Annotated in this window: 20 protein-coding genes and 1 tRNA gene; 11 read left to right on the top strand and 10 right to left on the bottom strand. The window is 47.7% G+C overall.

The window, feature by feature from the left end; genetic code table 11:
* Positions 1-19: 19 nt before the first annotated feature.
* Positions 20-2,233 (bottom strand): CapA family protein, encoded by a 2,214-nt coding sequence (locus QNM19_RS17020; RefSeq protein ID WP_082225429.1) that lies wholly within the window; start codon positions 2,231-2,233, stop codon positions 20-22.
* Positions 2,234-2,495: 262 nt separating this feature from the next.
* Here QNM19_RS17020 and tyrR point away from each other — a divergent pair, with 262 nt between their 5' ends.
* Positions 2,496-4,052, top strand: coding sequence for a transcriptional regulator TyrR (tyrR, locus tag QNM19_RS17025; protein WP_010385077.1), 1,557 nt, complete (start codon positions 2,496-2,498; stop codon positions 4,050-4,052).
* Between the two features lie 60 nt (positions 4,053-4,112).
* Here the strand turns inward: tyrR and QNM19_RS17030 are convergent, their stop codons facing one another.
* Positions 4,113-4,604, bottom strand: a complete 492-nt coding sequence (locus QNM19_RS17030; RefSeq protein WP_049864475.1) for a hypothetical protein — start codon at positions 4,602-4,604, stop codon at positions 4,113-4,115.
* 150 nt (positions 4,605-4,754) lie between these two features.
* Here QNM19_RS17030 and QNM19_RS17035 point away from each other — a divergent pair, with 150 nt between their 5' ends.
* Positions 4,755-5,294 (top strand): thioesterase family protein, encoded by a 540-nt coding sequence (locus QNM19_RS17035; protein ID WP_284026981.1) that lies wholly within the window; start codon positions 4,755-4,757, stop codon positions 5,292-5,294.
* A gap of 75 nt (positions 5,295-5,369) precedes the next feature.
* Here QNM19_RS17035 and QNM19_RS17040 read toward each other — a convergent pair whose 3' ends face one another.
* Together QNM19_RS17040 and QNM19_RS17045 are read right to left on the bottom strand one after the other, a co-directional pair.
* Positions 5,370-6,044 (bottom strand): OmpW/AlkL family protein, encoded by a 675-nt coding sequence (locus tag QNM19_RS17040; RefSeq protein ID WP_049864476.1) that lies wholly within the window; start codon positions 6,042-6,044, stop codon positions 5,370-5,372.
* 388 nt (positions 6,045-6,432) lie between these two features.
* The gene (locus QNM19_RS17045; RefSeq protein ID WP_284026982.1) at positions 6,433-7,197 is read right to left on the bottom strand and encodes a response regulator; all 765 of its coding nucleotides are present in this window, start codon (positions 7,195-7,197) and stop codon (positions 6,433-6,435) included.
* Positions 7,198-7,536: 339 nt separating this feature from the next.
* On the opposite strand from QNM19_RS17045, the gene dapE reads away from it, so the two are divergent.
* The gene (gene dapE / locus QNM19_RS17050; RefSeq protein WP_049866529.1) at positions 7,537-8,709 is read left to right on the top strand and encodes a succinyl-diaminopimelate desuccinylase; all 1,173 of its coding nucleotides are present in this window, start codon (positions 7,537-7,539) and stop codon (positions 8,707-8,709) included.
* Positions 8,710-8,728: 19 nt separating this feature from the next.
* Here dapE and QNM19_RS17055 read toward each other — a convergent pair whose 3' ends face one another.
* Genes QNM19_RS17055 through QNM19_RS17065 form a run of 3 tightly spaced genes read right to left on the bottom strand, consistent with a single transcriptional unit; the run spans position 8,729 to position 11,468 of the window.
* On the bottom strand, positions 8,729-9,268 hold the full coding sequence (locus tag QNM19_RS17055) for a hypothetical protein (RefSeq protein ID WP_284026983.1): 540 nt from the start codon (positions 9,266-9,268) through the stop codon (positions 8,729-8,731).
* Positions 9,268-10,458, bottom strand: coding sequence for a peptidylprolyl isomerase (locus tag QNM19_RS17060; RefSeq protein WP_284026984.1), 1,191 nt, complete (start codon positions 10,456-10,458; stop codon positions 9,268-9,270). The genes QNM19_RS17055 and QNM19_RS17060 overlap by 1 nt, the downstream gene beginning before the upstream one ends.
* Positions 10,458-11,468, bottom strand: coding sequence for a phospholipase C/P1 nuclease family protein (locus QNM19_RS17065; RefSeq protein ID WP_049866108.1), 1,011 nt, complete (start codon positions 11,466-11,468; stop codon positions 10,458-10,460). The genes QNM19_RS17060 and QNM19_RS17065 overlap by 1 nt, the downstream gene beginning before the upstream one ends.
* 182 nt (positions 11,469-11,650) lie before the next feature.
* Between QNM19_RS17065 and QNM19_RS17070 the strand changes: the two genes are divergently transcribed.
* Both QNM19_RS17070 and QNM19_RS17075 read left to right on the top strand, forming a co-directional pair.
* The gene (locus QNM19_RS17070) at positions 11,651-12,493 is read left to right on the top strand and encodes a MipA/OmpV family protein (RefSeq protein ID WP_284026985.1); all 843 of its coding nucleotides are present in this window, start codon (positions 11,651-11,653) and stop codon (positions 12,491-12,493) included.
* Positions 12,483-12,884 carry a DUF3019 domain-containing protein gene (locus tag QNM19_RS17075; RefSeq protein ID WP_049866109.1) on the top strand — a complete coding sequence of 134 codons (402 nt, stop codon included), beginning with the start codon at positions 12,483-12,485 and terminating at the stop codon, positions 12,882-12,884. Before QNM19_RS17070 ends, QNM19_RS17075 begins: the two co-directional genes overlap by 11 nt.
* 47 nt (positions 12,885-12,931) lie before the next feature.
* On the opposite strand, the gene QNM19_RS17080 is transcribed toward QNM19_RS17075, so the two are convergent.
* The 3 genes from QNM19_RS17080 to QNM19_RS17090 all read right to left on the bottom strand — a co-directional run bounded on the left by QNM19_RS17080 (position 12,932) and on the right by QNM19_RS17090 (position 15,046).
* Positions 12,932-13,435, bottom strand: coding sequence for a hypothetical protein (locus tag QNM19_RS17080; RefSeq protein WP_049866110.1), 504 nt, complete (start codon positions 13,433-13,435; stop codon positions 12,932-12,934).
* Between the two features lie 80 nt (positions 13,436-13,515).
* Complete coding sequence (locus QNM19_RS17085) at positions 13,516-13,992, bottom strand: globin family protein (RefSeq protein WP_284026986.1); 477 nt, start codon at positions 13,990-13,992, stop codon at positions 13,516-13,518.
* Positions 13,993-14,266: 274 nt separating this feature from the next.
* On the bottom strand, positions 14,267-15,046 hold the full coding sequence (locus QNM19_RS17090) for a delta-class carbonic anhydrase (RefSeq protein WP_010385058.1): 780 nt from the start codon (positions 15,044-15,046) through the stop codon (positions 14,267-14,269).
* Positions 15,047-15,382: 336 nt separating this feature from the next.
* Here QNM19_RS17090 and QNM19_RS17095 point away from each other — a divergent pair.
* The 6 genes from QNM19_RS17095 to truB all read left to right on the top strand — a co-directional run bounded on the left by QNM19_RS17095 (position 15,383) and on the right by truB (position 21,886).
* Positions 15,383-15,459 (top strand) — tRNA-Met (locus tag QNM19_RS17095).
* A 260-nt stretch (positions 15,460-15,719) separates the two neighbouring features.
* Positions 15,720-16,175, top strand: coding sequence for a ribosome maturation factor RimP (rimP, locus tag QNM19_RS17100; protein WP_010385057.1), 456 nt, complete (start codon positions 15,720-15,722; stop codon positions 16,173-16,175).
* A gap of 42 nt (positions 16,176-16,217) precedes the next feature.
* Positions 16,218-17,717 carry a transcription termination factor NusA gene (nusA, locus tag QNM19_RS17105; protein ID WP_010385056.1) on the top strand — a complete coding sequence of 500 codons (1,500 nt, stop codon included), beginning with the start codon at positions 16,218-16,220 and terminating at the stop codon, positions 17,715-17,717.
* A 29-nt stretch (positions 17,718-17,746) separates the two neighbouring features.
* Positions 17,747-20,425, top strand: a complete 2,679-nt coding sequence (gene infB, locus QNM19_RS17110) for a translation initiation factor IF-2 (RefSeq protein ID WP_049865303.1) — start codon at positions 17,747-17,749, stop codon at positions 20,423-20,425.
* Positions 20,426-20,540: 115 nt separating this feature from the next.
* Positions 20,541-20,951, top strand: coding sequence for a 30S ribosome-binding factor RbfA (rbfA, locus tag QNM19_RS17115; RefSeq protein WP_049865304.1), 411 nt, complete (start codon positions 20,541-20,543; stop codon positions 20,949-20,951).
* Complete coding sequence (gene truB, locus QNM19_RS17120; RefSeq protein WP_049865305.1) at positions 20,951-21,886, top strand: tRNA pseudouridine(55) synthase TruB; 936 nt, start codon at positions 20,951-20,953, stop codon at positions 21,884-21,886. The genes rbfA and truB overlap by 1 nt, the downstream gene beginning before the upstream one ends.
* The last annotated feature ends 55 nt before the right edge of the window (positions 21,887-21,941 follow it).

The following is a 21,941-nucleotide window of genomic DNA, read 5'->3' on the forward strand; positions in this document are numbered from 1 at the left end:
CCCGATTTAGTATGGCTAATTAGTTGTAAGCAGAAAAATGCAGTGTCACTGTGACATCACTGCTCGTCTGTAGCGTGAGAAAATCCATCCCATGCATACTATCTGCTTGCCATAACCCATTGTTGAGACTAAGAGGTTTTTGCCAGGAGATCAATGCAAGTTGATCCAGCATCAGGGTTGCTTCGCCTTCTTCCGGCGGTGCGTGTTTGAATGCCAGTTTGACTGCGCGAGCAGGTAACAGCTCTGGCCCCAAAGTTTGGCTGTCATCTGGCAGGGTAATATCATGCCGAAAAGTCTGCCAATCATAACTCCCTGATCCAATCAGGCTGACTTCTTCACTGGAAAATTCCAGGTTGTCTTCAGCGGTAACTATGGTCAGCTCAGCACTGACCGCGCCAGCATTATCGCCTTTTGCATACCCAAACAAGCTCATGTCATGGTAGGCTTCGAGCGTTGATTCAGCTGGTGTAATGGGCATCGTTCGTAGCGTTTGTTTAAAAGGCATGCGCAGTGGACGATTGTTAAACTGGGTACGTGACAGGCACATGCCCTGTAAACCGCGCATCGCGCCTGTCAGACAAGGCGTGATGTCATCGCTCTCGTGTTCCCAGCGCGTCACTTCATTGGTGTCGTTGTCATTGTCCCAGTCTTCGAAGTCTCCAAACCACATTAGATCCCGGCCCAGTGTCATCTGAGGCGCACCAGTGCTACTGATTTTGCTGACAAAGGCATGACTTGGCGCATATTCTCTTAAATCAATAATGTGGTCGCCAGCAGGCAGCGTCACAGTGACAGTGTCAAGCTCTTGAGGGCGGGGGGCGTTCTGAAAATAAACTTCCCCAAAACCTGGGCCCGGGACAATCGCTATTTCTGAGCCTGAGAACTCAGCCAGCCGGCGGATCAGGTAATCACTTAAAAATCCACCGACCAGTTTAGGTTGATAATCTTCAAGATAGACAGGGTAGGCTCTGGCTGATTGTGTTTTTGGCGTCAGTGCTGGGTCGATACGAACGGAAACGGCGACGCCCAGCAGGGTTTCGTGGCGGTTTTGTTCAAAGACAAAATTTCCTAACCCGAGTAATGTAGGCACGCCATTATATAGGGCAAAGCCCTGCGCGACGTGCGGGTGGTGCGCGATCATGAGATCAGGGGCTCGACGGCTGACAAATTCAAATCGGTTATCAATGTAGCGAGTTGGGGCATAAGAATATTCATCCCCTCCGTGTAACTGGACGATGGCATAATCACTGCTGTCTCTCGCCTGTTCGACGGCGGCTCTGAGCGTGGTACTGTCGGTCAGGTCGGCAGCGCCCCCTTTATCGGCGGTGGCGATGTAAGTGATGAGGTGGTCATCTCCCGTGATTGAGGTTGCTGAAACCAGACCCAATGTGGTGTTACCTACGTCTACCAGGCGGGGCGCGTAAGCTTCAGTGGCATTATTGCCGGCACCACTGTGGCTGAATCCGGCTTCCTCGACGAATTGTATGGTATCTTCCAGCCCGCGCTGCTGATAATCAAATACGTGGTTGTTACCCAGCGCAACATAGTCGATGCCAATTTCCGTCAGTCCCTGCAGCGTTTCGGGCAAAGAGAAAAAGGCAAATTCTTTACTCGGGTGCACAGTCGTAGGCGTTGCCAGTACCGGAGATTCCAGGTTCACTGACGCAAAGTCGGCACTGGCCATGATGGGCTTCACGAATTGCGTTAGGGCGATGGCACTGCTTGCGGCATTGGAGGGTCTGATAATGGCGTCTTCTACGTCGGGTACCAGATTGCCCATGGTCGTTAAAGAGGGATCCATATAGCGACGACCAAACATAGTATCTCCACCAAACATCAATTCACTGCTGGTGGCACTGATCTGCTTTAATTGCACAGTTAATGGGGTTTCCTGGTAGGCGCGGCTGTCGACGGTGATGACGGCCCGCTCATAACCAGGCTTGGTCAGGGTCAATGTCACCATGCCAGTGTCAAGCTCAGTCAAATTCAGTTGACCTTGCTCGTCAGTGCGGTATTGGCTACCTGAGAGCTGCACAGTCACGTCTGCCAGCACTGCGTTGTTCGCCCCTTGCAGTGCCAGGTTTAAACCGCGTGGCTGCGCTTGTTGTTCCTGTTGCTTTTGTTGTTCTTGTTGTTGCGCTTGTGTTGGGCCTGTCTCGTACGGGTCTTCCACCGAACAAGCACTCAGCAGGTACATGACTGGAACAAATGGAAGTAATTTGTAAATATTCAAGGTGGCCCCTTAACCTGTACGGCTTAATAACTAGGTCTTTAGTATTATAAATTGATTGTTAACCTTACTGCAATCGTTAACTGTTAATATTACAGCCTTCAAAGTCTGCATTTTACTGCTTACTTTATAGGAGTAAGAGATTATTTTTATTATAGTTGTTCTAATCAAAATCTCTGTCCAAAATTGTTTACGTTTTGCTAGTCTGGGGTCTATTCTTAGAGTATGATCCCGGCAAAAGGTAGAAAACCGTTTTGAGGAACAAATGCGTTTAGAAATTCACTGTGCCGATCGGATCGGTATTGCGCAGGAAATTTTGAATATCCTGGTCAAGTACCGGGTAGACTTAAAAGGAATAGAAGTTGATTCCGTTAATTGCAGAATGTATGTGAGTTTCCCCCCCATTGAATTTGAACAGTTTCAGAAAATCATGCCTGAGATTCGGCTGATAGATGGGGTAGAGGATGTCAGAACAACCGCTTTTCTGCCTTCTGAGCGTGAGCATAATGAGCTTAACACCTTATTAAGTGCGCTTCCCGATGGGGTGATTTCAATTGACGCAAAGGGGTGGGTGCGCCATTGCAACGATGCTGCTTGCCGTGATTTGAATCAACCTGAGCCTGATATTATTGGCGCAAATATTAATAACCTGTTGAAAGGGTTTAACTTCACCCGCTGGCTGGAAGGCAAAGACGTACTTGGTCAGACAACGCGAGTAGAGGTCGGGGGGGAAGATTTTATTGCCGATATCTTGCCTATTTCTGTACCGCAGGGTCCCGAGGGCGATGTGCTCGCCGGCGCTGTTATTAATATTAAGTCACAAAGTCGGCTTGGCCAGCAGGTCAGTGCATTTCGTCGTTATGGTCAGGAGAGCTTTGCGGCTATCCATAGCCAAAGTACCGCTATGCGCCGTGTCGTACGTGAAGCCCGTAAAATGGCTCAACTCGAAGCGCCCATATTAATTACTGGCGAAACCGGTACAGGTAAAGAGTTGCTGGCCCGGGCCTGCCATTATGCTTCTAATCGTTCATTAAAACCTTTCATCGCGCTGTCGTGTGCTTCATTGCCTGATGACGTCGCAGAGTCCGAATTGTTCGGGTATGCCGGTTATGAAGAAAACAGCGCGCCTAAACGTGGCGTTTTGGAACAAGCTGACGGCGGAACCGTATTCCTCGACGAAGTCGGGGAAATGTCAACGCAGTTACAAACCAAATTACTGCGCTTCTTGCAAGATGGTACATTTCGTAAAGTTGGTGATGAAAATGAGGTTAAGGTCAACGTGCGCATCATTGCGGCGACACAAAAAGACTTGCCTGCTATGGTTCAGGAAGGCAGCTTCCGTGAAGATCTGTATTATCGCATTAATGTGCTGACACTGGAAATTGCCCCTCTGCGTGACCGCAAAGCGGATATCAAATCGCTAGCAGAGCACTTTATTCAGAAGTATGCACAGCAAAGTGGTCATGCGACGCCGGCTCTGGATGAGGAATGCTTGCAATTCCTGGAGCAATATCCCTGGCCGGGTAATGTCAGACAGCTCGAAAACGCCATTTATCGGGCAGTGTCTATGCTGGACGACAACGAATTGCGCATTGAGCACTTGCAGCTACCCACCTTTACCCATGATCTGGGCTACCTGGAGTCTGATTTTGAGGGCACGCTGGAGCAGGCAGTTAAACGGTTTGAAGCGACCCTATTAAGAAAGCTCTACCCGGCTTACCCCAGCTCGCGTCAACTCGCTAAGCGCTTGGGTTTGAGCCACACCGCGGTAGCAAACAAGCTGAGGGAGTACGGGATTAACCGTAAAACCGTCAAGGTATAACAGGCGGGGATGTCAACATCCCCACTTTTTGTTAATTCTCGCGTGTAGCCAGCACACCGCTTATTGCTTAGTCCCCATGTTTTTGGTTACGCCATCCAATTTAATATTATCAATACCTTGCTCAGTAAATTTAATGGTGACACTGAGGTTATTACGTACCAGGAAGTAATCTATATCATTCAGGCGTAGCACATAGTCCCCTTTCACAGGGCTCTTAAACCGTTTTTTGACCAGCTCAAGTTTATGATCACCAAGCTGCCAGCTGAACCCTTCAATAAAACCCGGGTTAAACTCCTGGACCCAAACTTTAGAATCGTCTTTACTCAGCGTGATGGCAATGGAATACGACTCAGGTAGCTGGGCCATATCATAGCTGCGATCGCCAATGCGAAATTTTTGCGCACCGCTTTGCCACCCGAAACCAAAGCTGAATTCTTTCTCTATACCAGTTGGGTAGGTGAGTTGCCCTGCGCCGGGAATATCAAAGTCGGCCCAGGCATGGCTGGCACTAAGAAAGGTCAATAAATACGCTAGCTTGGTTATATATTTCATTAAGTTACACTCTTATAAGTCTTGCATAAAAGTTAATGCACAAATGCCTTTTTCGCAAGTTACAGGTGTATGCGATGAACTAATTCTTGCTTGTTCTGATGCCCCGCTATGCTAGACTCGGGTTTTATGCCAACTGGTTGGACCAACAACATGAATTTGTATTTTCGCCTATTATGGTTGTTCTGGCGGATCCGTCAGAATAAAACGACACAACCTTTGCTCGATGTGATTGATATTAATTTCAGAGCCCTGCCAAGTGATTGTGATATTAACCTGCACCTGACGAACTCCCGTTATCTGGCCATGATGGATTTGGCTCGTACCTGGATGACTGAACGCGTGGGATTGTTTGCAGCCATTATGAAACGTCGCTGGTTCCCAATTGTCAATGCAACAGCCATTACTTATATTCGTGATATCAAGCCATTACAAGAGTTTACGGTTTCAACCAAATTAGTTGGTTGGGATCACAAGTACTTTTATATAGAGCAAAGGTTTCACTCTGAGCGGGGATTGCATGCCATAGCCTATGTCAGGGGGGTGTTTAAAAGCCGTCAGGGCGTGATCAGTGTGGAAGAAATGCTGGAAGTTGCTGGATTTGATGGTGAAACACCTGTTTTGCCAGAAGAAATAGTGCACTGGAAAGCCATGCTGGAGCAAAAGAAAGCGCGTAACACTAAGGTGGCATAAAGGGCCAGTGTGGTGGCCCCTGGGGATTGAGAAAGTAACTCGGTAGTGTGCCCACACTGTGGGCACCTTAAACTGTTAGAACTTGTATTTCACACCAAACATCGCAACAATTGGGTCAAGCTCTACGTCTGAAGTCAGTGCTTGCTTACCATCTGCGTAAACTGTTGCATCGGTATTGATGTCCATCTTAGAAACCATGCCGTGCAGGCCCCATTTTTCATTCAGGTCGTAGTTGAAACCAACTTGCAGGGCTACGCCAAATGAGCTGTCCAGGTCCACTTTAACATCGTCTGTGCCCAATACACCTTTAAGTGCCGCACTGGCTTCTTCGTCGAAGAAAACGGTGTAGTTCAGACCTGCACCGATAAATGGACGGAACTTGTCATTGGCACCAAAGAAGTGGTACTGCGCCAATAATGTCGGTGGTAAGTGCTTCACTGAAGCAATTTCTACGCCGCCTAATTGTGTGTTTGGGGTACCCGGGATAAAACCTTCACCTTCAACGGTGTGAGAAAAAGGGGTTGCTGCAATCAGTTCGAACACAATATTGTCATTGTACTGATAGTCAAATGTGATACCCAGCTGGGTATCTGAATCCGCAACCAAGCCTGCTGTTTTGATTTCGTTGAGCGCTGAGCCTGTGTCACTCGGATTAACGTTGATTGCACCTACATTCACACTGAACTGAGCCTGAGCCAGTGGCGCAGTTAACATAAGTGTAGATAGGATAGCTGCAGTAAGTTTTTTCATTTTCATCTCCTGAACCTGTGCAAGGTAAATCTTTTTGTTGCAGCTATCATAGGGTGATGCGGTTTTTCAAAAGCTGTTCTAGATCAATATTCAAATTGCGAATTTTCAGAAAAAATTGAAAATTTGATTTAGATTAAGTTTTGCCAGCTAAAACGGGAGGCTGTGTACAAAAAATCAATCGTTGAATTAGCATGTTGTGTTTTTTATTAGCCATTTGCACAGAAGGGGAATGAAGAAGCGGATGGGTAGCTAAGGTGCTTAAAGGCAAAAATGTGGTAAGTGCAACAAGCGTTTTTCATAATGAGATCTGCTGCAATGGCTATAAAAGTCACTTCTATAGTGTAGTCATGCATCATTATGAGGTGAACGCAGGCAGAGCGAGCGTTATTTAGTTGTCCTGGATTAATTCCGTGTCGCATCCTCCCAGGTGTTTTAACAATTCATCGAGGTGGCCTTTGGTGGCGTCATTGAGCATGTCACGATTGAAACGTAAGGCCAGTTGACACATTTTTGTATCGACAAACCCCTCTACTGCAACAATGCGTACAGGCATGGCGTATAGTGGCGCGATAAGCAAGTTACCACCATCGAGGTCGAAGACATCCAGTTCCAGTTCGTAGGTACTAAACAAGTGCATTTCACGACTATAAGGCGACTGTAACAACATGCCGGATTGGCTGATGTTTTTCACATGACCTGACAAGGTTCTGCTGCCTGTTCGGATCCGAACGCTGTGTTCTGGTAGCCCGGATAATCGGATGGCACCGCGCCGACTGATGGAATTCCAGGATTTATGAACGGTTTCTTCGAGTTTATCAGCGGTGAAAGGCTTCATCATATATTGTGATACCCCGTTTTGGATAGCACAGACAACATGCTCTCTGTCACTCAGTGAACTCATCATAATGAAGGGGGTCTTACAGTGCTTTTTTGACTTTCTAACCAGCTTAAGCAGCTCTTCACCATCCAGATTGGGCATTTGCCAGTCTGCAATGATGATGTCGATATGTCGGGCATCGAGCAGTTCAAGTGCTTCTTTGCCATCTTCTGCGGTATAAACATTTTCGGCACCGAGCCGGTTGACTAAGGTAGAGCGTACTAAATTCCTAACCAGCTGGCAGTCGTCGACGACCAAAAAACTGACATCCTGCATTACTAGTTCCTTATCTTGCAGTAATCTTAGCGAAAGGGAAGTCCGCTTAACTTAGGTTAGATTATCAATACTAACCTTCACATAGTTAGTTCTAGCACACACAGGGCAATTGACAACTCGTTATCGAAATTGACCAATTTATGGCAAAGTCATTGGGCTTTATTGAGCGCATTGCAATGCGTTTTGTCACAAAACTGCCTTGCAGACGACATGAACTGGTCATGCTCAGGCGATGTAATCGAAGTTAAATGAGTCCCCATAGGGTATGAAGCGCCCTGTCAGTGAATGATTGAACAAGTGTTCAAGGTGCTCAAGATCAAAATACAGGAAATGTATGTTATGTCTTCCCACGCAATAAAGCCTTCAGCGAAACACACTCCCAATACTGTCGAAACTTTGCGACGCCTGATCAATGCGCCATCAGTGACACCAGATGATGCGGGTACAATTGATTACCTTGCTGAACGTTTGAACGATCAGGGCTTTGAATGTGAGCACCTCGATTGTAATGGGGTGCGTAACTTAATTGCCTGGCGTGAATTTGGCCCAGGTCCTGTGATGGCCTTTGCGGGACATGTTGATGTTGTTCCGGCAAACCCTCAGGGTTGGGTGGCGCATCCATTTGCAGCTGCTGTGATAGAGGACGTGATATACGGACGCGGGGCAGCTGACATGAAAGGGGGAGTTGCAGCCATGTTGAGTGCAACTGAGCGTCTGTGTCAGCAGGCTCAGCAGTGTCAGGGCACACTATTTTGGTTGATCACCTCAGATGAAGAGGGAGAAGCAGAGTATGGCTCAAAAGTTATGGCTGAATATCTGGCACATAAAGGCGTTGTACTGGACGCTTGCCTGGTTGGAGAGCCAACCTCACATCAGCAAGTGGGCGATACTATTAAGAATGGTCGTCGTGGTGCTATCTCAGGGCGGGTGCAGATCCGCGGTAAGGCCGGACACGTTGCCTATCCTGAACAGACCATCAATGCGGCACATATCGCCGGCGAATTGGTCAACGAACTGGCAAATATTAGCTGGTGGAAAGATGTACGGGGCTCACAAACGAGCTTGCAGGTGACCGGCCTGACGGTGCCTGATATCGTTGATAACCTGGTGCCGGCTAGTTGTGAGATCACATTTAATGTGCGTTACAGTCATGCCTATAAGAGCCAGGAAATTTATCAGGTGGTAGCGCAAGCGCTGGCTCCCTGGCATGACAATGTCAGTGTACAGTGGGAGCGCCCTTGTGAGTCCTACTACACAGGTAGCCGTGAGTCAGCTTGTTTTCTCAATCTGGTTGAGCAGGCTATTCTGCATGTAAGCGGTCAGTTTCCGGCACTGAGTACCGCGGGTGGCACCTCTGATGGGCGCTTTTTTGCTTCGGCTGAGACGCAGGTCATTGAGTGTGGTGTAAAGAATGATTCGATTCATCAGGTCAATGAACACGTGTCGGTAGCAGATCTCCACGCCATCGAAGAGATCTACACGGCCATTTTGCACGACTATTTTATCGCCTAAAAAGACAATTACTCCAATGCTATTGCGCCAGCTCGTGGCGCAATTGTGCTTGCATCGCTCTTAATCCTTGTATTTTATCGCGCGCTTCTTGCAACTGCTCTGCTGGCAATTGGTGTCTAATCCCTTTTTCGAGTAATGACTCCAGTCGTGCGACCTTTTTATCGACAGCGGCAATATAGTCTTGCTTCAATTGTGTAATCTGGGCTGATTGATGCACCAGGTAGGCCTGATGATCGGACAAATCGCCGTGGTAAGCAGGTGCAGCGACGCTGGGGGATATAGGTGGAATATAGGTCTCCTCATCGTTTACCTCGGGCAACCTGGAAACAGGGGTCAAGTCAGGTGCGTCAGCAGTAGTGGTGGGAGCAGGCAAGGTATTGATGGCTGACAGTGTCACATCTGTGGCCGCTTTGACAGGGGCTAAAGGTGCTGTCTGTGTAGAGACGTGGTCTGCCTGCCCGGCGCTGAGCTGCAAAGGGGGCTGTGAGTACAAGACCCAAAGCGCGTAGCCCAGCCCCCCCAGGATCAGGACAAGCGCGATAGCCTGTATCTGACGCATTAAAGTTTAACTCCATGTTGTTGCTGCCATTGTTTAAACTTGCTTTGGTAGACTGCAATGGCATGTTGTGTGGTGAGTGACTCCAGTGCCTGATAGCGAACGGTTTCGCTATCTTGTGGGTAATAGGCATACTGAGGCTGTTCGGTATAAACAACCGCCCAGCGCCCTGCAGGTGTGCGTACCGGCGTGGTCACCTTGCCAGGCTGACTGCTAAAAGCCAATTGGGTAAGCCAGCGGTGCGTGTGTTTACGGGTAATGGCGGTCAAAACAGCGGTATTATCGCCGGTAAATTCATTGTGACGTTTGGCCGCTTTTAACGCCGCTAACGGATTTGTGCGTTGCGCCTGTTTATAGAAGTGTTTTGCCTCATCCTGACTGTCAAAGCGCACAGCCAGCGCTGAAAGTTGATGTCGGTATTTGAAGTCATCGCGGTGGCGTTTGTAATAGCGCTGAATGTCAGCTGCAGAAATATCGGCTCTGATCTGCTCAAGATAGGTGCTACGCTCTCCATGTAGTTGCGCCTTTATCCCCATGAACGCTAGCATGGGCGGACGCAAAAGCTCTCCTTTTGCCAGTGCTTCCAGGCGCGCAAGCGTTAATCCGTTTGTTGCTAGTAAAGGTGCTGCCGCAGCAGTTAAATCTGCATAATAGGTGCGCTCGTTGAGCAAGCGAGCGAGTAACTCAATATCACCCTGGTGAAGACGAAAGCGATTCTGCATAGATTGGCTGGATATTAGCTGGCTTAACGTGACTCTGGGCATCTCAAGTAAGATAATATTCGCCCAGTGTGTAAGTTGCTGTGCTTGATACTGACCGTCAGCCGGGTAGGTGCCGAGTAATTTAGATAACGTTGCTCTATCAATTGGTGCTGTTATTTGCTTTTTGGGTATTGATTGCAGCGCAGGGAATTGCTGTGTGAGCAAGGTAACCATCAGGCGACGGATATGATAGTCGTTATCAAATCCAACGCTGGATTGTCGCACCAGAAGTTCGGGGTTAAGCTGGCTTGCGGTTGCCAGAAGGAACTGGTTTTCGAGCAAGTGCTTATTTAGCTCAGTGTTTGACAGCGGACGATCTTGCTGCTGATACAAAGACTGCATCAGCGCTAGTTCTGGTTTAGTGAGTTGAGTCAGTGATGCCCAACATGGCAGGCTTAAACAGCCTGCCAGAAGTAATACAAGGTAATACATTAACGCGCTACCATCGCATGATTCAGCATGTGCACAACCATGGCAATTGCATGGGGGATAACCTGACGTGCAGTTGTTACTCGATCATAGTGATCCTCTGAGTTCAACACGATCCCGCCTTGCGAATAAGAATAAGCACCGCCTTGCGTAAGTAGCGGCCGAATATCTTGATTGGCCGCGTCAGGTGCAGAAAAGCTGGCCATGGCTTGTTTTACTAAGCTCAGATTATTGAGGTTTTCCTGATCATAATAGTCTTTTACCCAGGATTCCCAGCCAGCATGGTTAAGGTCTGAGGTGGTCCAGGTATGGTGGGGCTGCAACAGATCTGTAGTATGAAATACAAAACCCAGGATCTGTGGGTTACCGTTTTGCAAGTAGCTTTGGTACCAGTATTGGCCAAGGTTATCGATAGGCTGGAACGGCATTTCTTCAAAGTCGTCATACATGTTATAGGTTGAGTGGCTGCCTATACGGTAGTTTTTTTCTGTGATGCCATAGCTGTCATATTCGCTGTCGTCCGCACTGAACCAGCCTGTTTCACCGCCTTTTCCATCATCCAGGTAGTCGCCTTTCAACCAGGTAGCTGCCATATTGTCGATAGTGCCCCAGACTGTAAGCTTGTCATAATTATATCCACCAAAATCGTTACCATGGACATCAGCACCCTGAGTGTGATTTTGGAAGTGCCAATAGCTGGTGTATTTGACAATACTTTTAGCCGCGCCCCACAGAGGTGCCTGTACACAGTCGCCGGTAATGGCGCCACAGAAGAAGGTATCTTCAAAGTCATCAACATCATAGGCGGCTTGCCCCATTACTTCGGCAAGCTGAGTCACGCTCATACCGTGTGACTGAGCGTAAGCCTGAAGTTTAGCGAATTGTGTCGTTGAGGGGTTTTGCGCCATGTAGCTGACGGCATCGATAACGATGCGCTTATGTGTTTCCTGACTGAATGCCTGCACGCCATTGGCGGTCAGTGTCAGGGCAGAGAGTAATAATAGCTTTTTCATTGTAGTGTTATTCCATAGTTAGAATGTAAGCTCTATCCGAGCAATGGCAATTAAAGTGGGTTTTCGTTACGTTTATATTAATTTTTGGTTAAATAAAATCTTGTTGTCGCTGTCTTGTTGTCCAGGTAGAGCTCAGGTATGATGGGGACTGAATTTAGGCACATAAAAAAGCCACAATAACGATGAAAATTATAAAGTTACTTTCTGCTGTGCTGTTTTGCTTGTCACATCAGGCTTTTGCTGATGACTACTCAGGTGATCCGGATGAAGATTTACTTGAAGACAATGGACTAGAGTGGCAACTGAGTATCGGTGCTTTCTATGCAGATATGGTACTTCCTAAGTTGGTTGGCGCAGATAACTCTCCGGCACCACCTACCTTGCGAGCTGACATCAAACTACAATACAAGAACTTTTATCTGGTTACTTACTCTGGAGACTTTTTTGGTGGCTCTGACATTGGGTACCAGTTCATTCAGGAAGAAGAGTGGGGACTCGATATCATTTATGGCAGCTATCAGCTGGCCTTCACAGAAACAGGGTACTTTGACACCAAAGATCCGGTCGTTAAAGAGCTGAAAGGGATCAGGGATAGGGATCCAGATCAATCACTTGGTGTCGCCTATTATCGCTCTGTAGGTGAGTATCTGGCAGTGGCCGAACTGGTTTATGATGTATTTGGCGATACAAATGGCTGGGTATTCCATCTTGAAGCGACGCGTAATTTTGAGCTGCGTAACTGGGATTTATGGCTCAACTTTGGTGCTAATTATTACTCCAGTAATTTCAATAACTACTTCTATGGTGTCACTGAGGCTGAGCAAAACGACTATCTGACACCGTATGAACCTGGTAGTGGGGCGTCAGCCTTCGTTCAGGCTCAGCTAAGTTATCCGATCGCTGAGGACTGGGAATTTAGTGCAGGTATGTCATTTTTGGTCGGATCCAGTGAAGCTAAAGATAGCCCATTGCTGGAATCGAATCACGCCAGAGTACTGTTTACTGGAGTGAAATATGTATTTTAAACTCGCTTCAGCTATGACTATCGGCGTGCTGTGTATGGCTTCAACCGCGCAAGCCGCGACACCAGACGATAGGAAAGGGATATTACAAGCCGCACCCAACAAGTGTGTTGCGCTACATAAAGGAAGAACTTGCTACACTGATGTGACATTTTCAATCTCTGCACCGCAAGTGGGTGATTATTGCATTAGAGACAGTAACTCAAAGAAAATTTTGCAGTGCTGGGCTAATGTGAGTCATTTTGAGTACTTACTGGCGTTTGGTTCTGCGGAAAGTGTCAGCTACGAGTTAATATCTAAAACCAAGCGTGACGTATTGGCTGTGACCACCATAAACGTTAACTGGGTCCACAAAGTGCGCAATAAAAAGCGTCGCTGGCAGCGTTTGTTCTAAGCCCTGCAACGTGGCAGGCTAGCTGAAGCTAGCCTGCAGGTATCGTTTTACTGGCACTGTTCGACTAAATTTCTCAGATGTGTGCCGATGTCTTCACTTTTGCTCTGACCCTGCTCAAGTAGCGTTTGTACTTGTTGTTGCAGTTCACTCAGCTCATAATTTGCCAGCAGCGTTTTCAGATAAGACATGGTGTCCGCACCTGCTTGTAGTAAACTTGGCAAACTTTCCATAGAAAGCTCCTGATCGGCTAGGCCTGCTATTGTATCCATTAAATCTGCCAGATTGGCACTATCCTGCAGTGCGCCTTCAACTTCAATCATGGCGCCCATAGGGTCGCTATTTAGTTGTTTAGCTACACAACTGGCCAGGGTACCCGCTTCGGCTGATTGACTCATCGCTTCCAGGCCATGTGCACGGATATCTTCAATGACCTGCTCCAGCTCCTGATTATTTGCCAGGTATTGTTGTTCAATCTTAGTTTTAGAGTCACCAAGAAAATCACAGCCTGACAGTGCGACTAAACTGATACCGAAAATTAAAAAACGCTTCATATAAGTATCCAAAATCAATCCAATTGATCTCAGTTTACTGTCTTACCTGGCGCTTGTCATTATTGCTGTTTAGCCTGACGCTAGGGGCGTAACCGGGCTCTGGCCTGATTGCGATAATGCGCTAGCTCGACCACGTTTGAAATACCAAAAAGCTCCGACTTGATGATGTTGGCAAACACATGTAGCGCCCGTTTCCATGCATTGCGCACGGCCAACGTAAATTGTGCGCCTAAATGGAGTTTGAGGGTCTCCAGTAGACTATTGCAGAAGGTGGTGATGTCGTTTACCGAGGGGGCAAGTGCCGCTATCAGGATACTTTGTTGGCGCAAAAAGCGGGTTAACTCCTGCTGTCTGGGTAAGTGCACCAGACATTGTTGCATAAAGTCATGCAACCGATATTCAAGTGACAGCATGTGTCGCTCAGACTCGGGCAAAGCCATGGTAACCCGATGCTGCTTTAGTTTGTTATACAAGCTGACACAGAAGCAGTGAAAATTGGGCTTCAGAGTCGTAAAAGATTGGTTTAACAGCTGGTACTGATAAGGTGAAATACTCATAATCGCTCCACATACGATTAGAGCGAATCCATTTGCTCAAGCAATTGTGCAGACCCAACGACTTGGCCCGTCAAGACAGGTCATCAAGCTCTACAGTAACTTGGGTAAAAGTTGTGATGGAGCACGCTGAAAAAGCAATCAGGCGTACACCAGTTTTATCAGTATAGGTAGACTTTAATCCGTAGCGCAAACTTTATCCTGAATATTGCACTATCCAGAGCGACAGAAAAGCTACCAGATGAATACTGTGGTATAACTGGTAGCTTGTGTGGATTTATTTAATCGGAGCGAGGAGTTTCGGATCGGTGACTAGTTGTCTGACACCGTGGGCGTGATCTTCTTCGAACACATTGTCTTCACACCATTGTGCCAGGCTATTGATATCAACTTTCGCACAAGCCGGTCTGACACTCCAGGTAACCTGAAGCGGTGAACATTGCTTGTCGTTGTAGCTTGGTCCGGTTGTTGAGCCCAGGAATTCAACAGGCTTGCCTGTGGTCTGTGGGATATATTTTGCCTGATGATATCCATTGACTATGTTACCGTCATAGCTTAAGTCATTAAAATCTAACGCATCTTCATCATTTACAACGAGGAAAACCTGAGTCTCAACGCGTAGGTCCGGGTTAGCACATTCATTACTTAAACAAGAACCTAAGCCTTTTCCGGGGGTAACGTCACACGAGCTGTGTACCCAATGCACTTCTATGGTGTCACCTGGTTTTACATTTTTACAGACCTTGCCTTTTGGTGCCCGTAGTTCAGCCTCAGTCAGGCTGCTGGTGGCATTACACTGATAGCCGCCGTACTTGCCATTGCCCGCAAAAACAGAAAAGTCTTTTGCTTTATGCTCTGCGTTTTTGTGAAAGTGGATATTACATAAGTTCATTTCACTGGCAGGCGGTGCGAGTGAAAATACGCGTTTGTTCTCACCATGTAACTGATCGATATCACGCGGGGTTTGTGGACCAAACCCTTCGCAGCTATTCGCGAGGGTGTTAAAGGATAGTAGTGTTAGCGCTGTCATCGAGACGCCTATAAATGCCTTTTTCATGATTGGTTCTCCATCATTTTATATTAACTCGATGGGCCGCCAGTATAGATGTTTAACTTTTAAGAACAAGCTAAATGGTAAAATATTGTGAATGAGTGGTTCTTTATAAGTTAATTTCGATGTTTTTATTCGTTATTCCCGATTCTTTTTGTTGTAATGGTAAATTATTTTCGATCTAATTTGTGTGGGGGATCGGTGTTTATCGAGTTATGTTGTGCATGGTGTTTTTGTGCCATAGCATCAGGCATTTTAGTTAAAGGCTCTATCTAAGGTTGCGTATTAATACAACTCTCTCTATAATACACGCCAGTTGATGCAGCCTTGGCTGCACGTTGACGCGGGATGGAGCAGCCTGGTAGCTCGTCGGGCTCATAACCCGAAGGTCGTCGGTTCAAATCCGGCTCCCGCAACCAAGCTTAAGAAATGTTGTCGTTTCTTACAGTTCGCGCATTCCTTGTAATGCGCGTTTTGCGTTTAAGCATTCGCTTAATTTAGGCTGGTACAGCCCGCAACCAAGCTCGGCCACTGGCCACACAGTTTGTTTTTGGTGTGACGCCCCGCTTGGTTCGGGGCGTTGTTGTATCTGGAGCTAAGCAATTCAGCCCAGCCCAGAAGCAAACAGCTGAATCATTAGGGCTTTTAGGCCCTTTTTTTGTTTGTATGGAGGTAATTTGTGACAAAACTCGAGCAAGAATTAACGACTATGTTAGAGCCGGCTGTTGAAGCCTGTGGCTTCGAGTTGCTCGGTCTGGAAGTGATGCAAGCCGGTCGTCATTCGACACTGCGCATCTACATCGACCATGAAAATGGGATCAATGTAGATAATTGTGCAGATGTGAGTCGTCAGGTCAGTGCCATTCTGGATGTCGAGGACCCCATTACAAATGAATATAACCTGGAAGTGTCTTCACCTGGTGTAGACAGACCATTATTCAAACAAGCTCATTACGAGCAGGCAGTGGGCGAAGAAGTACGTTTGCGTACTAAGCTTCCACAAGAAGGTCGCCGCAACTTTAAAGGCGACTTGGTTGCAGTTAATGGCGATATGATCACGCTAACCGTCGATGGCCAGGAGCATCACCTTATGCTCAGCAACATCGAGCGCGCGAACATGATCGCAAAATTTTAAAAATTAGGTGCGAAGGAAAAAAGGGCAAGCGAGGCAATAACTATGGCAAAAGAGATATTATTGGTTGCAGAAGCTGTTTCCAATGAAAAAGCAGTCCCAAGAGAAAAGATTTTTGAAGCATTAGAGTTCGCACTAGCGACGGCCACCAAAAAGAAACATGATGGTGAGATCGAAGTACGCGTATCTATTGACCGTAAAACGGGTGAGTATGACACTTTCCGTCGTTGGATGGTGGTTAACCCACAAGAAGATGGCTCATTGGAAAACCCGTACGCAGAGATCACTTTTGAAGCAGCGCAGGTTGAAGAGCCTGACATTCAGCTGGGTGACTTTGTTGAAGAGCAGATCGAATCAATTCAGTTCGACCGCATCACAACGCAGATGGCTAAACAGGTTATCGTTCAAAAAGTACGTGAAGCTGAGCGTGCATTGATTGTTGATGCTTACAAAGATCAGGAAGGTGAGCTGGTAACAGGTGTGGTGAAGAAAGCATCACGCGATACTGTGGTACTGGATCTGGGCAATAACGCAGAAGCCGTGATTTACCGCGAAGATATGCTACCGCGTGAAAGTTTCCGCCCGGGTGACCGTGTCCGTGGTCTGCTGTACGCTGTTAAACCAGAAGCACGTGGCGCACAGCTGTTTGTAACACGCTCTAAGCCCGAAATGCTTATGGAGCTGTTCCGTATTGAAGTGCCAGAAATCGGCGAAGAGATGATCGAGCTCAAAGGTGCTGCGCGTGATCCGGGATCGCGTGCTAAAATTGCGGTAAAATCAAATGACAAACGTATCGACCCTGTCGGCGCGTGTGTGGGTATGCGCGGTGCACGTGTTCAGGCTGTATCTACCGAATTAGGTGGCGAACGTGTTGATATCGTATTGTATGATGACAACCCGGCTCAATTCGTGATCAACGCCATGGCGCCTGCAGAAGTGGCATCTATCGTCATGGATGAAGATACGCGTACCATGGAAATTGCAGTAGAAGCCGACAATCTGGCACAAGCGATTGGTCGTAACGGTCAGAACGTACGTCTTGCCAGCCAGCTGACTGGCTGGGAATTGAACGTGATGACAGTGGAAGACATGGAGCGCAAGAGCGCGGAAGAATCTGACAAACTGATTAATCTGTTCACTGAAGCATTGGACATCGACGACGATTTCGCAACCTTGTTGATTAACGAAGGATTCTCAACACTTGAAGAAGTGGCCTACGTTCCTGTAGCTGAGTTCCTGGAAATTAATGGTTTGGACGAAGACACAGTTGAAGAGCTGCGTAAGCGTGCAAAAGATGCGTTGACTACCAAAGCGCTACGCGACGAAGAAAGTCTTGAAGGGGCAGAACCCGCTGACGATTTATTAAACCTGGAAGGTCTGGATCGCCACCTGGCGTTCGTAATGGCCAGCAAAGGGGTAATCACGTTGGAAGACCTGGCTGAGCAAGGCATTGACGAATTAGTCGAAATCACTGAATTATCTGAGCAACAGGCGGGCGACTTTATCATGGCCGCACGTAATATTTGCTGGTTTAGTGAGCAATAGTAGTTTATTAACGGGAGGTAACGCATAATATGGCAGAAGTGAGCATAGAGAAACTAGCCGAAAACATTGGTACAACTGTTGATAAATTACTCCAGCAGTTGGCAGATGCAGGGATCACCAAAGCCACTGGCGACCATGTTACTGAAAACGAGAAAGCACAATTGCTTGACCATTTAAGTAAGCAGCATGGCGGTACCGGTTCTGATGGACCGGAGCGTATGACTTTGCAACGTAAGAGCAAGAGCACGTTAAGCGTGACTGGCTCTCATGGCAAAGCAAAATCCGTTCAGGTCGAGGTACGTAAAAAGCGCACTTACGTTAAAAAGAGCGCAATCGAGCAGCAAAAAGAGCAGGAAAGACTCGCTGCAGAGGAAGCTGCGCGCAAAGAAGCAGAGTTGAAGGCTCAGCAAGAAGCTGAGCAAAAGGCCAAAGAAGAAGCCGAGCGTAAGGCACAAGAGGAAGCTGAGCGTAAGGCAAAAGAGGAAGCTGAGCGCAAGGCTAAAGATGAGGCAAAACGAGCAGCGCAAGCTGAACGTCAAGCGAAAGAACAGCAGAGTGAAGAAGTGGATAGCGCCCAACAAGAGAAAGAGAAACTAGAAGCAGAGCGTCTGCGCAAAGAAGCAGAAGCAGCTGCCCTACAGAAAGCAGAAGAAGAAGCCAAGCGTAAAGCTGAAGAAGCAAAGCGTTTAGCCGAAGAGAATGAAGCCCGCTGGAAAGCTGAAGAAGAAGAGCGTGCACGTCGCGAAGCTTCTGCAGATCACCACCTTACGACGTCGACTTATGCGCGTGAAGCAGAAGACGAGTCAGATGCACAGGAAGAAAAAAGTGCGCGTCGTAAGAAGAAGAAAAAGCCAGCTGAAAAAGTGGCTCAGCCAGCGCGTGGTAAGGGTAAAAAAGGCAAGCTAAAAGCGCCTACCTCACTACAGCATGGTTTTAAGAAGCCGGTAAGTGAAGTGAAGCAGGAAGTTCGTATCAGTGAAACCATCACTGTTGCGGAACTGGCATCACGCATGGCGGTGAAAGGCGTTGAAGTCGTTAAGACCATGATGAAGATGGGTGAAATGGTTACTATTAACCAGGTCATCGATCAGGAAACCGCGCAGGTTGTGGCTGAAGAAATGGGTCACAAGGTTGTTCTGGTTAAAGAAAACGAGCTGGAAGAAAAAGTACTGAGCGAGCGTAACGAAAGTGAAGCGCTTGAGCAACGTGCTCCAGTTGTTACTGTTATGGGTCACGTTGACCACGGTAAAACATCAACGCTGGACTATATCCGTAAAGCGAAGGTTGCGGCAGGCGAGGCCGGTGGTATTACCCAGCACATTGGTGCATACCACGTTGAAACTGAAGGCGGCATGATCACCTTCCTGGATACTCCGGGACACGCAGCGTTTACCTCAATGCGTGCACGTGGTGCCAAAGCCACTGATATCGTAGTACTGGTTGTTGCAGCTGACGATGGTGTAATGCCACAGACTAAAGAAGCGGTACAACACGCGAAAGCGGCAGAAGTACCTCTGATCATCGCTGTAAACAAAATGGATAAAGAAGGTATTGACCCGGATCGCGTTAAAAACGAACTGGCTCAGCTGGACGTTATTCCTGAAGAGTGGGGCGGTGACACGCAGTTTGTTCATATCTCTGCGAAAACCGGTCTGGGTATCGATGACCTGCTAGAAGCTATCCTGATGCAGTCTGAACTGCTTGAGCTGAAAGCGGCGCACAAAGGCATGGCATCAGGTGTGGTTATCGAATCTCGCCTTGATAAAGGTCGTGGTCCGGTTGCCACTGTACTGGTTCAGTCAGGTGAACTTAACCAGGGTGATATCGTACTGTGTGGTCTGGAATATGGCCGTGTTCGTGCAATGAAGGACGAAAACGGTAAAGATATTACGACTGCCGGTCCTTCAATTCCGGTTGAGATCCTGGGTATGTCAGGTGTACCAGCTGCGGGTGACGAAGCAACTGTTGTTAAAGACGAGCGTAAAGCACGTGAAGTTGCATTATATCGTCAGGGTAAATTCCGCGATGTGAAACTGGCGCGTCAGCAAAAAGCGAAGCTTGAAAACATGTTCACGAACATGACTGAAGGCGATGTGTCAGAAGTGAACGTAGTACTGAAAGCTGACGTACAGGGTTCAATCGAAGCCATCTCTGACTCTTTGGTTAAACTGTCTACTGACGAAGTTAAAGTGAAGATCGTTGGTAGCGGCGTAGGTGGTATCACTGAAACTGACGCAACTCTGGCTGCGGCTTCTAATGCAATCATTGTTGGCTTTAACGTCCGTGCTGATGCATCTGCACGTAAAGTGATTGAAGCTGAGAACCTGGATCTGCGTTACTACAGCGTAATCTACGACCTGATCGAAGAAGTGAAGCAGGCTATGTCAGGTATGCTGGCACCTGAGTTCAAGCAAGAGATCATTGGTTTGGCTGAAGTACGTGACGTGTTTAAGTCGCCTAAGATTGGTTCGGTTGCAGGTTGTATGGTTACTGAAGGTGTGGTTAAACGTAGCGCACCTATCCGCGTACTGCGTGACAATGTTGTTATTTACGAAGGTGAACTTGAATCACTGCGTCGCTTCAAAGATGACGTGGCAGAAGTTCGTAACGGCATGGAGTGTGGTATCGGCGTTAAGAACTATAATGACGTTAAGGTCGGTGACCAAATCGAGGTATTCGAAACCGTTGAAGTACAACGTTCGTTGTAAGTCAGTCGGGGTTCAACCTTGAAATGGGGGCGTTAGCCCCCATTTGTGTTTGTGTTTCCTCTAGTGGGCGATTGTATGCATTGCCCGTTTTAATGATTAAATTGAAGTGGTGAAAATGAGAGAATTTTCTCGTACTGATCGTGTTGCACAACAGATCCAGAAAGAAATTGCCGTGATTTTGCAGCGCGAAATTAAAGATCCGCGCTTAGGCATGGTCACTGTATCGGCTGTAGAAGTATCACGCGATCTGTCTTACGCCAAGGTCTTTGTCACTGTCCTTGGTGGTGATGATGACAAAACCAAAGAAAACCTGTCGATTCTGAATGAAGCGACAGGCTATATCCGGTCTTTGCTGGGCAAACGGATCCGCGCGCGGATCATGCCTGAACTGCGTTTTGTTCTCGATAACTCCCTGATGGAAGGGATGCGTATTTCTAATCTGGTTGATGAAGTGATCCGCAAAGACAATGAAAAGCGTGGTGACGAAGAGCTGCCAGATACCAAAAGCGACGACGGAGAAGCCTAATGGCACGTCGTAGTAAAGGCCGTCCGATAGATGGGATAGTGCTGCTTAATAAGCCTCAGGGGATCTCCTCGAATAAAGCGCTGCAACAAGCCAAAGGTATTTACTTTGCGCAAAAAGCCGGCCACACGGGCGCATTGGATCCGTTGGCAACGGGCATGCTGCCAATCTGCTTTGGTGAAGCAACTAAGTTTACGCAGTTTCTGCTGGATACCGACAAAACTTACGTCGTACGTGCCAAGTTAGGCGAGCGTACAACAACTTCAGACTCCGATGGTGAAGTGGTTGAAACACGCCCTGTACAGATCACCCGAACGCAACTGGAGCAAGATGTTGCAAGTTTCCTTGGGGAGTCTGATCAGTATCCGTCGATGTATTCCGCGCTAAAGTATCAGGGTCAGCCCTTGTACAAGTATGCCCGTGAGGGCATCGAAGTGCCGCGTAAGTGTCGTAAGATCAACGTTTATTCGATCACTTTGGATGAATATGACGAGCAGGCGCAAGAGATCCAGATGACGGTGCACGTCTCGAAAGGGACTTACATCCGCACCATAGTCGACGACCTGGGTGAGAAGCTGGGCTGTGGTGCGCATGTCATTATGTTACATCGCTCTGAAGTGGGTCATTATCCCAGTGATAAAATGATCACGCTTGAAGAGCTGGAAGAAAAACTCCAGCAGGCGAAAGCGGAAGATCTACCGCCTTCGACATACATTGATGCACTGTTGCTCCCAATGGATACGGCGTTGGTGGATTTACCGGCAGTTGAGATCAGTGCAGAGCAGGGCGTGGCATTTAGTCATGGTCAGACTGTGGTCGTCGGTGAGCTGCCTGAGGGTGTGTTGAAAGTGGTGGCTGATGGTCGTTTTGTCGGGATTGGCGAGCGCAATCAGCACGGGCACCTGAAGGCCAAGCGGGCGCTATCCAGCGCACAATAAAATTTTTTGTCAGCGGGGGTAATTGCTGATACAATGCCGCCCGCTTTGTCGCTTT

Origin of the sequence: Pseudoalteromonas ardens, from assembly GCF_030125445.1 — a bacterium.
GTDB classification, from domain to species: domain Bacteria; phylum Pseudomonadota; class Gammaproteobacteria; order Enterobacterales; family Alteromonadaceae; genus Pseudoalteromonas; species Pseudoalteromonas ardens.

Coding starts and splice junctions, on each gene's coding strand:
- tyrR (WP_010385077.1), top strand. CDS start 2,496: ATGCGTTTAGAAATTCACTGTGCCGATCGGATCGGTATTGCGCAGGAA.
- QNM19_RS17030 (WP_049864475.1), bottom strand. CDS start 4,604: ATGAAATATATAACCAAGCTAGCGTATTTATTGACCTTTCTTAGTGCC.
- QNM19_RS17035 (WP_284026981.1), top strand. CDS start 4,755: ATGAATTTGTATTTTCGCCTATTATGGTTGTTCTGGCGGATCCGTCAG.
- QNM19_RS17040 (WP_049864476.1), bottom strand. CDS start 6,044: ATGAAAAAACTTACTGCAGCTATCCTATCTACACTTATGTTAACTGCG.
- QNM19_RS17045 (WP_284026982.1), bottom strand. CDS start 7,197: ATGCAGGATGTCAGTTTTTTGGTCGTCGACGACTGCCAGCTGGTTAGG.
- dapE (WP_049866529.1), top strand. CDS start 7,537: ATGTCTTCCCACGCAATAAAGCCTTCAGCGAAACACACTCCCAATACT.
- QNM19_RS17055 (WP_284026983.1), bottom strand. CDS start 9,268: ATGCGTCAGATACAGGCTATCGCGCTTGTCCTGATCCTGGGGGGGCTG.
- QNM19_RS17060 (WP_284026984.1), bottom strand. CDS start 10,458: ATGTATTACCTTGTATTACTTCTGGCAGGCTGTTTAAGCCTGCCATGT.
- QNM19_RS17065 (WP_049866108.1), bottom strand. CDS start 11,468: ATGAAAAAGCTATTATTACTCTCTGCCCTGACACTGACCGCCAATGGC.
- QNM19_RS17070 (WP_284026985.1), top strand. CDS start 11,651: ATGAAAATTATAAAGTTACTTTCTGCTGTGCTGTTTTGCTTGTCACAT.
- QNM19_RS17075 (WP_049866109.1), top strand. CDS start 12,483: ATGTATTTTAAACTCGCTTCAGCTATGACTATCGGCGTGCTGTGTATG.
- QNM19_RS17080 (WP_049866110.1), bottom strand. CDS start 13,435: ATGAAGCGTTTTTTAATTTTCGGTATCAGTTTAGTCGCACTGTCAGGC.
- QNM19_RS17085 (WP_284026986.1), bottom strand. CDS start 13,992: ATGAGTATTTCACCTTATCAGTACCAGCTGTTAAACCAATCTTTTACG.
- QNM19_RS17090 (WP_010385058.1), bottom strand. CDS start 15,046: ATGAAAAAGGCATTTATAGGCGTCTCGATGACAGCGCTAACACTACTA.
- nusA (WP_010385056.1), top strand. CDS start 16,218: ATGGCAAAAGAGATATTATTGGTTGCAGAAGCTGTTTCCAATGAAAAA.
- infB (WP_049865303.1), top strand. CDS start 17,747: ATGGCAGAAGTGAGCATAGAGAAACTAGCCGAAAACATTGGTACAACT.
- rbfA (WP_049865304.1), top strand. CDS start 20,541: ATGAGAGAATTTTCTCGTACTGATCGTGTTGCACAACAGATCCAGAAA.
- truB (WP_049865305.1), top strand. CDS start 20,951: ATGGCACGTCGTAGTAAAGGCCGTCCGATAGATGGGATAGTGCTGCTT.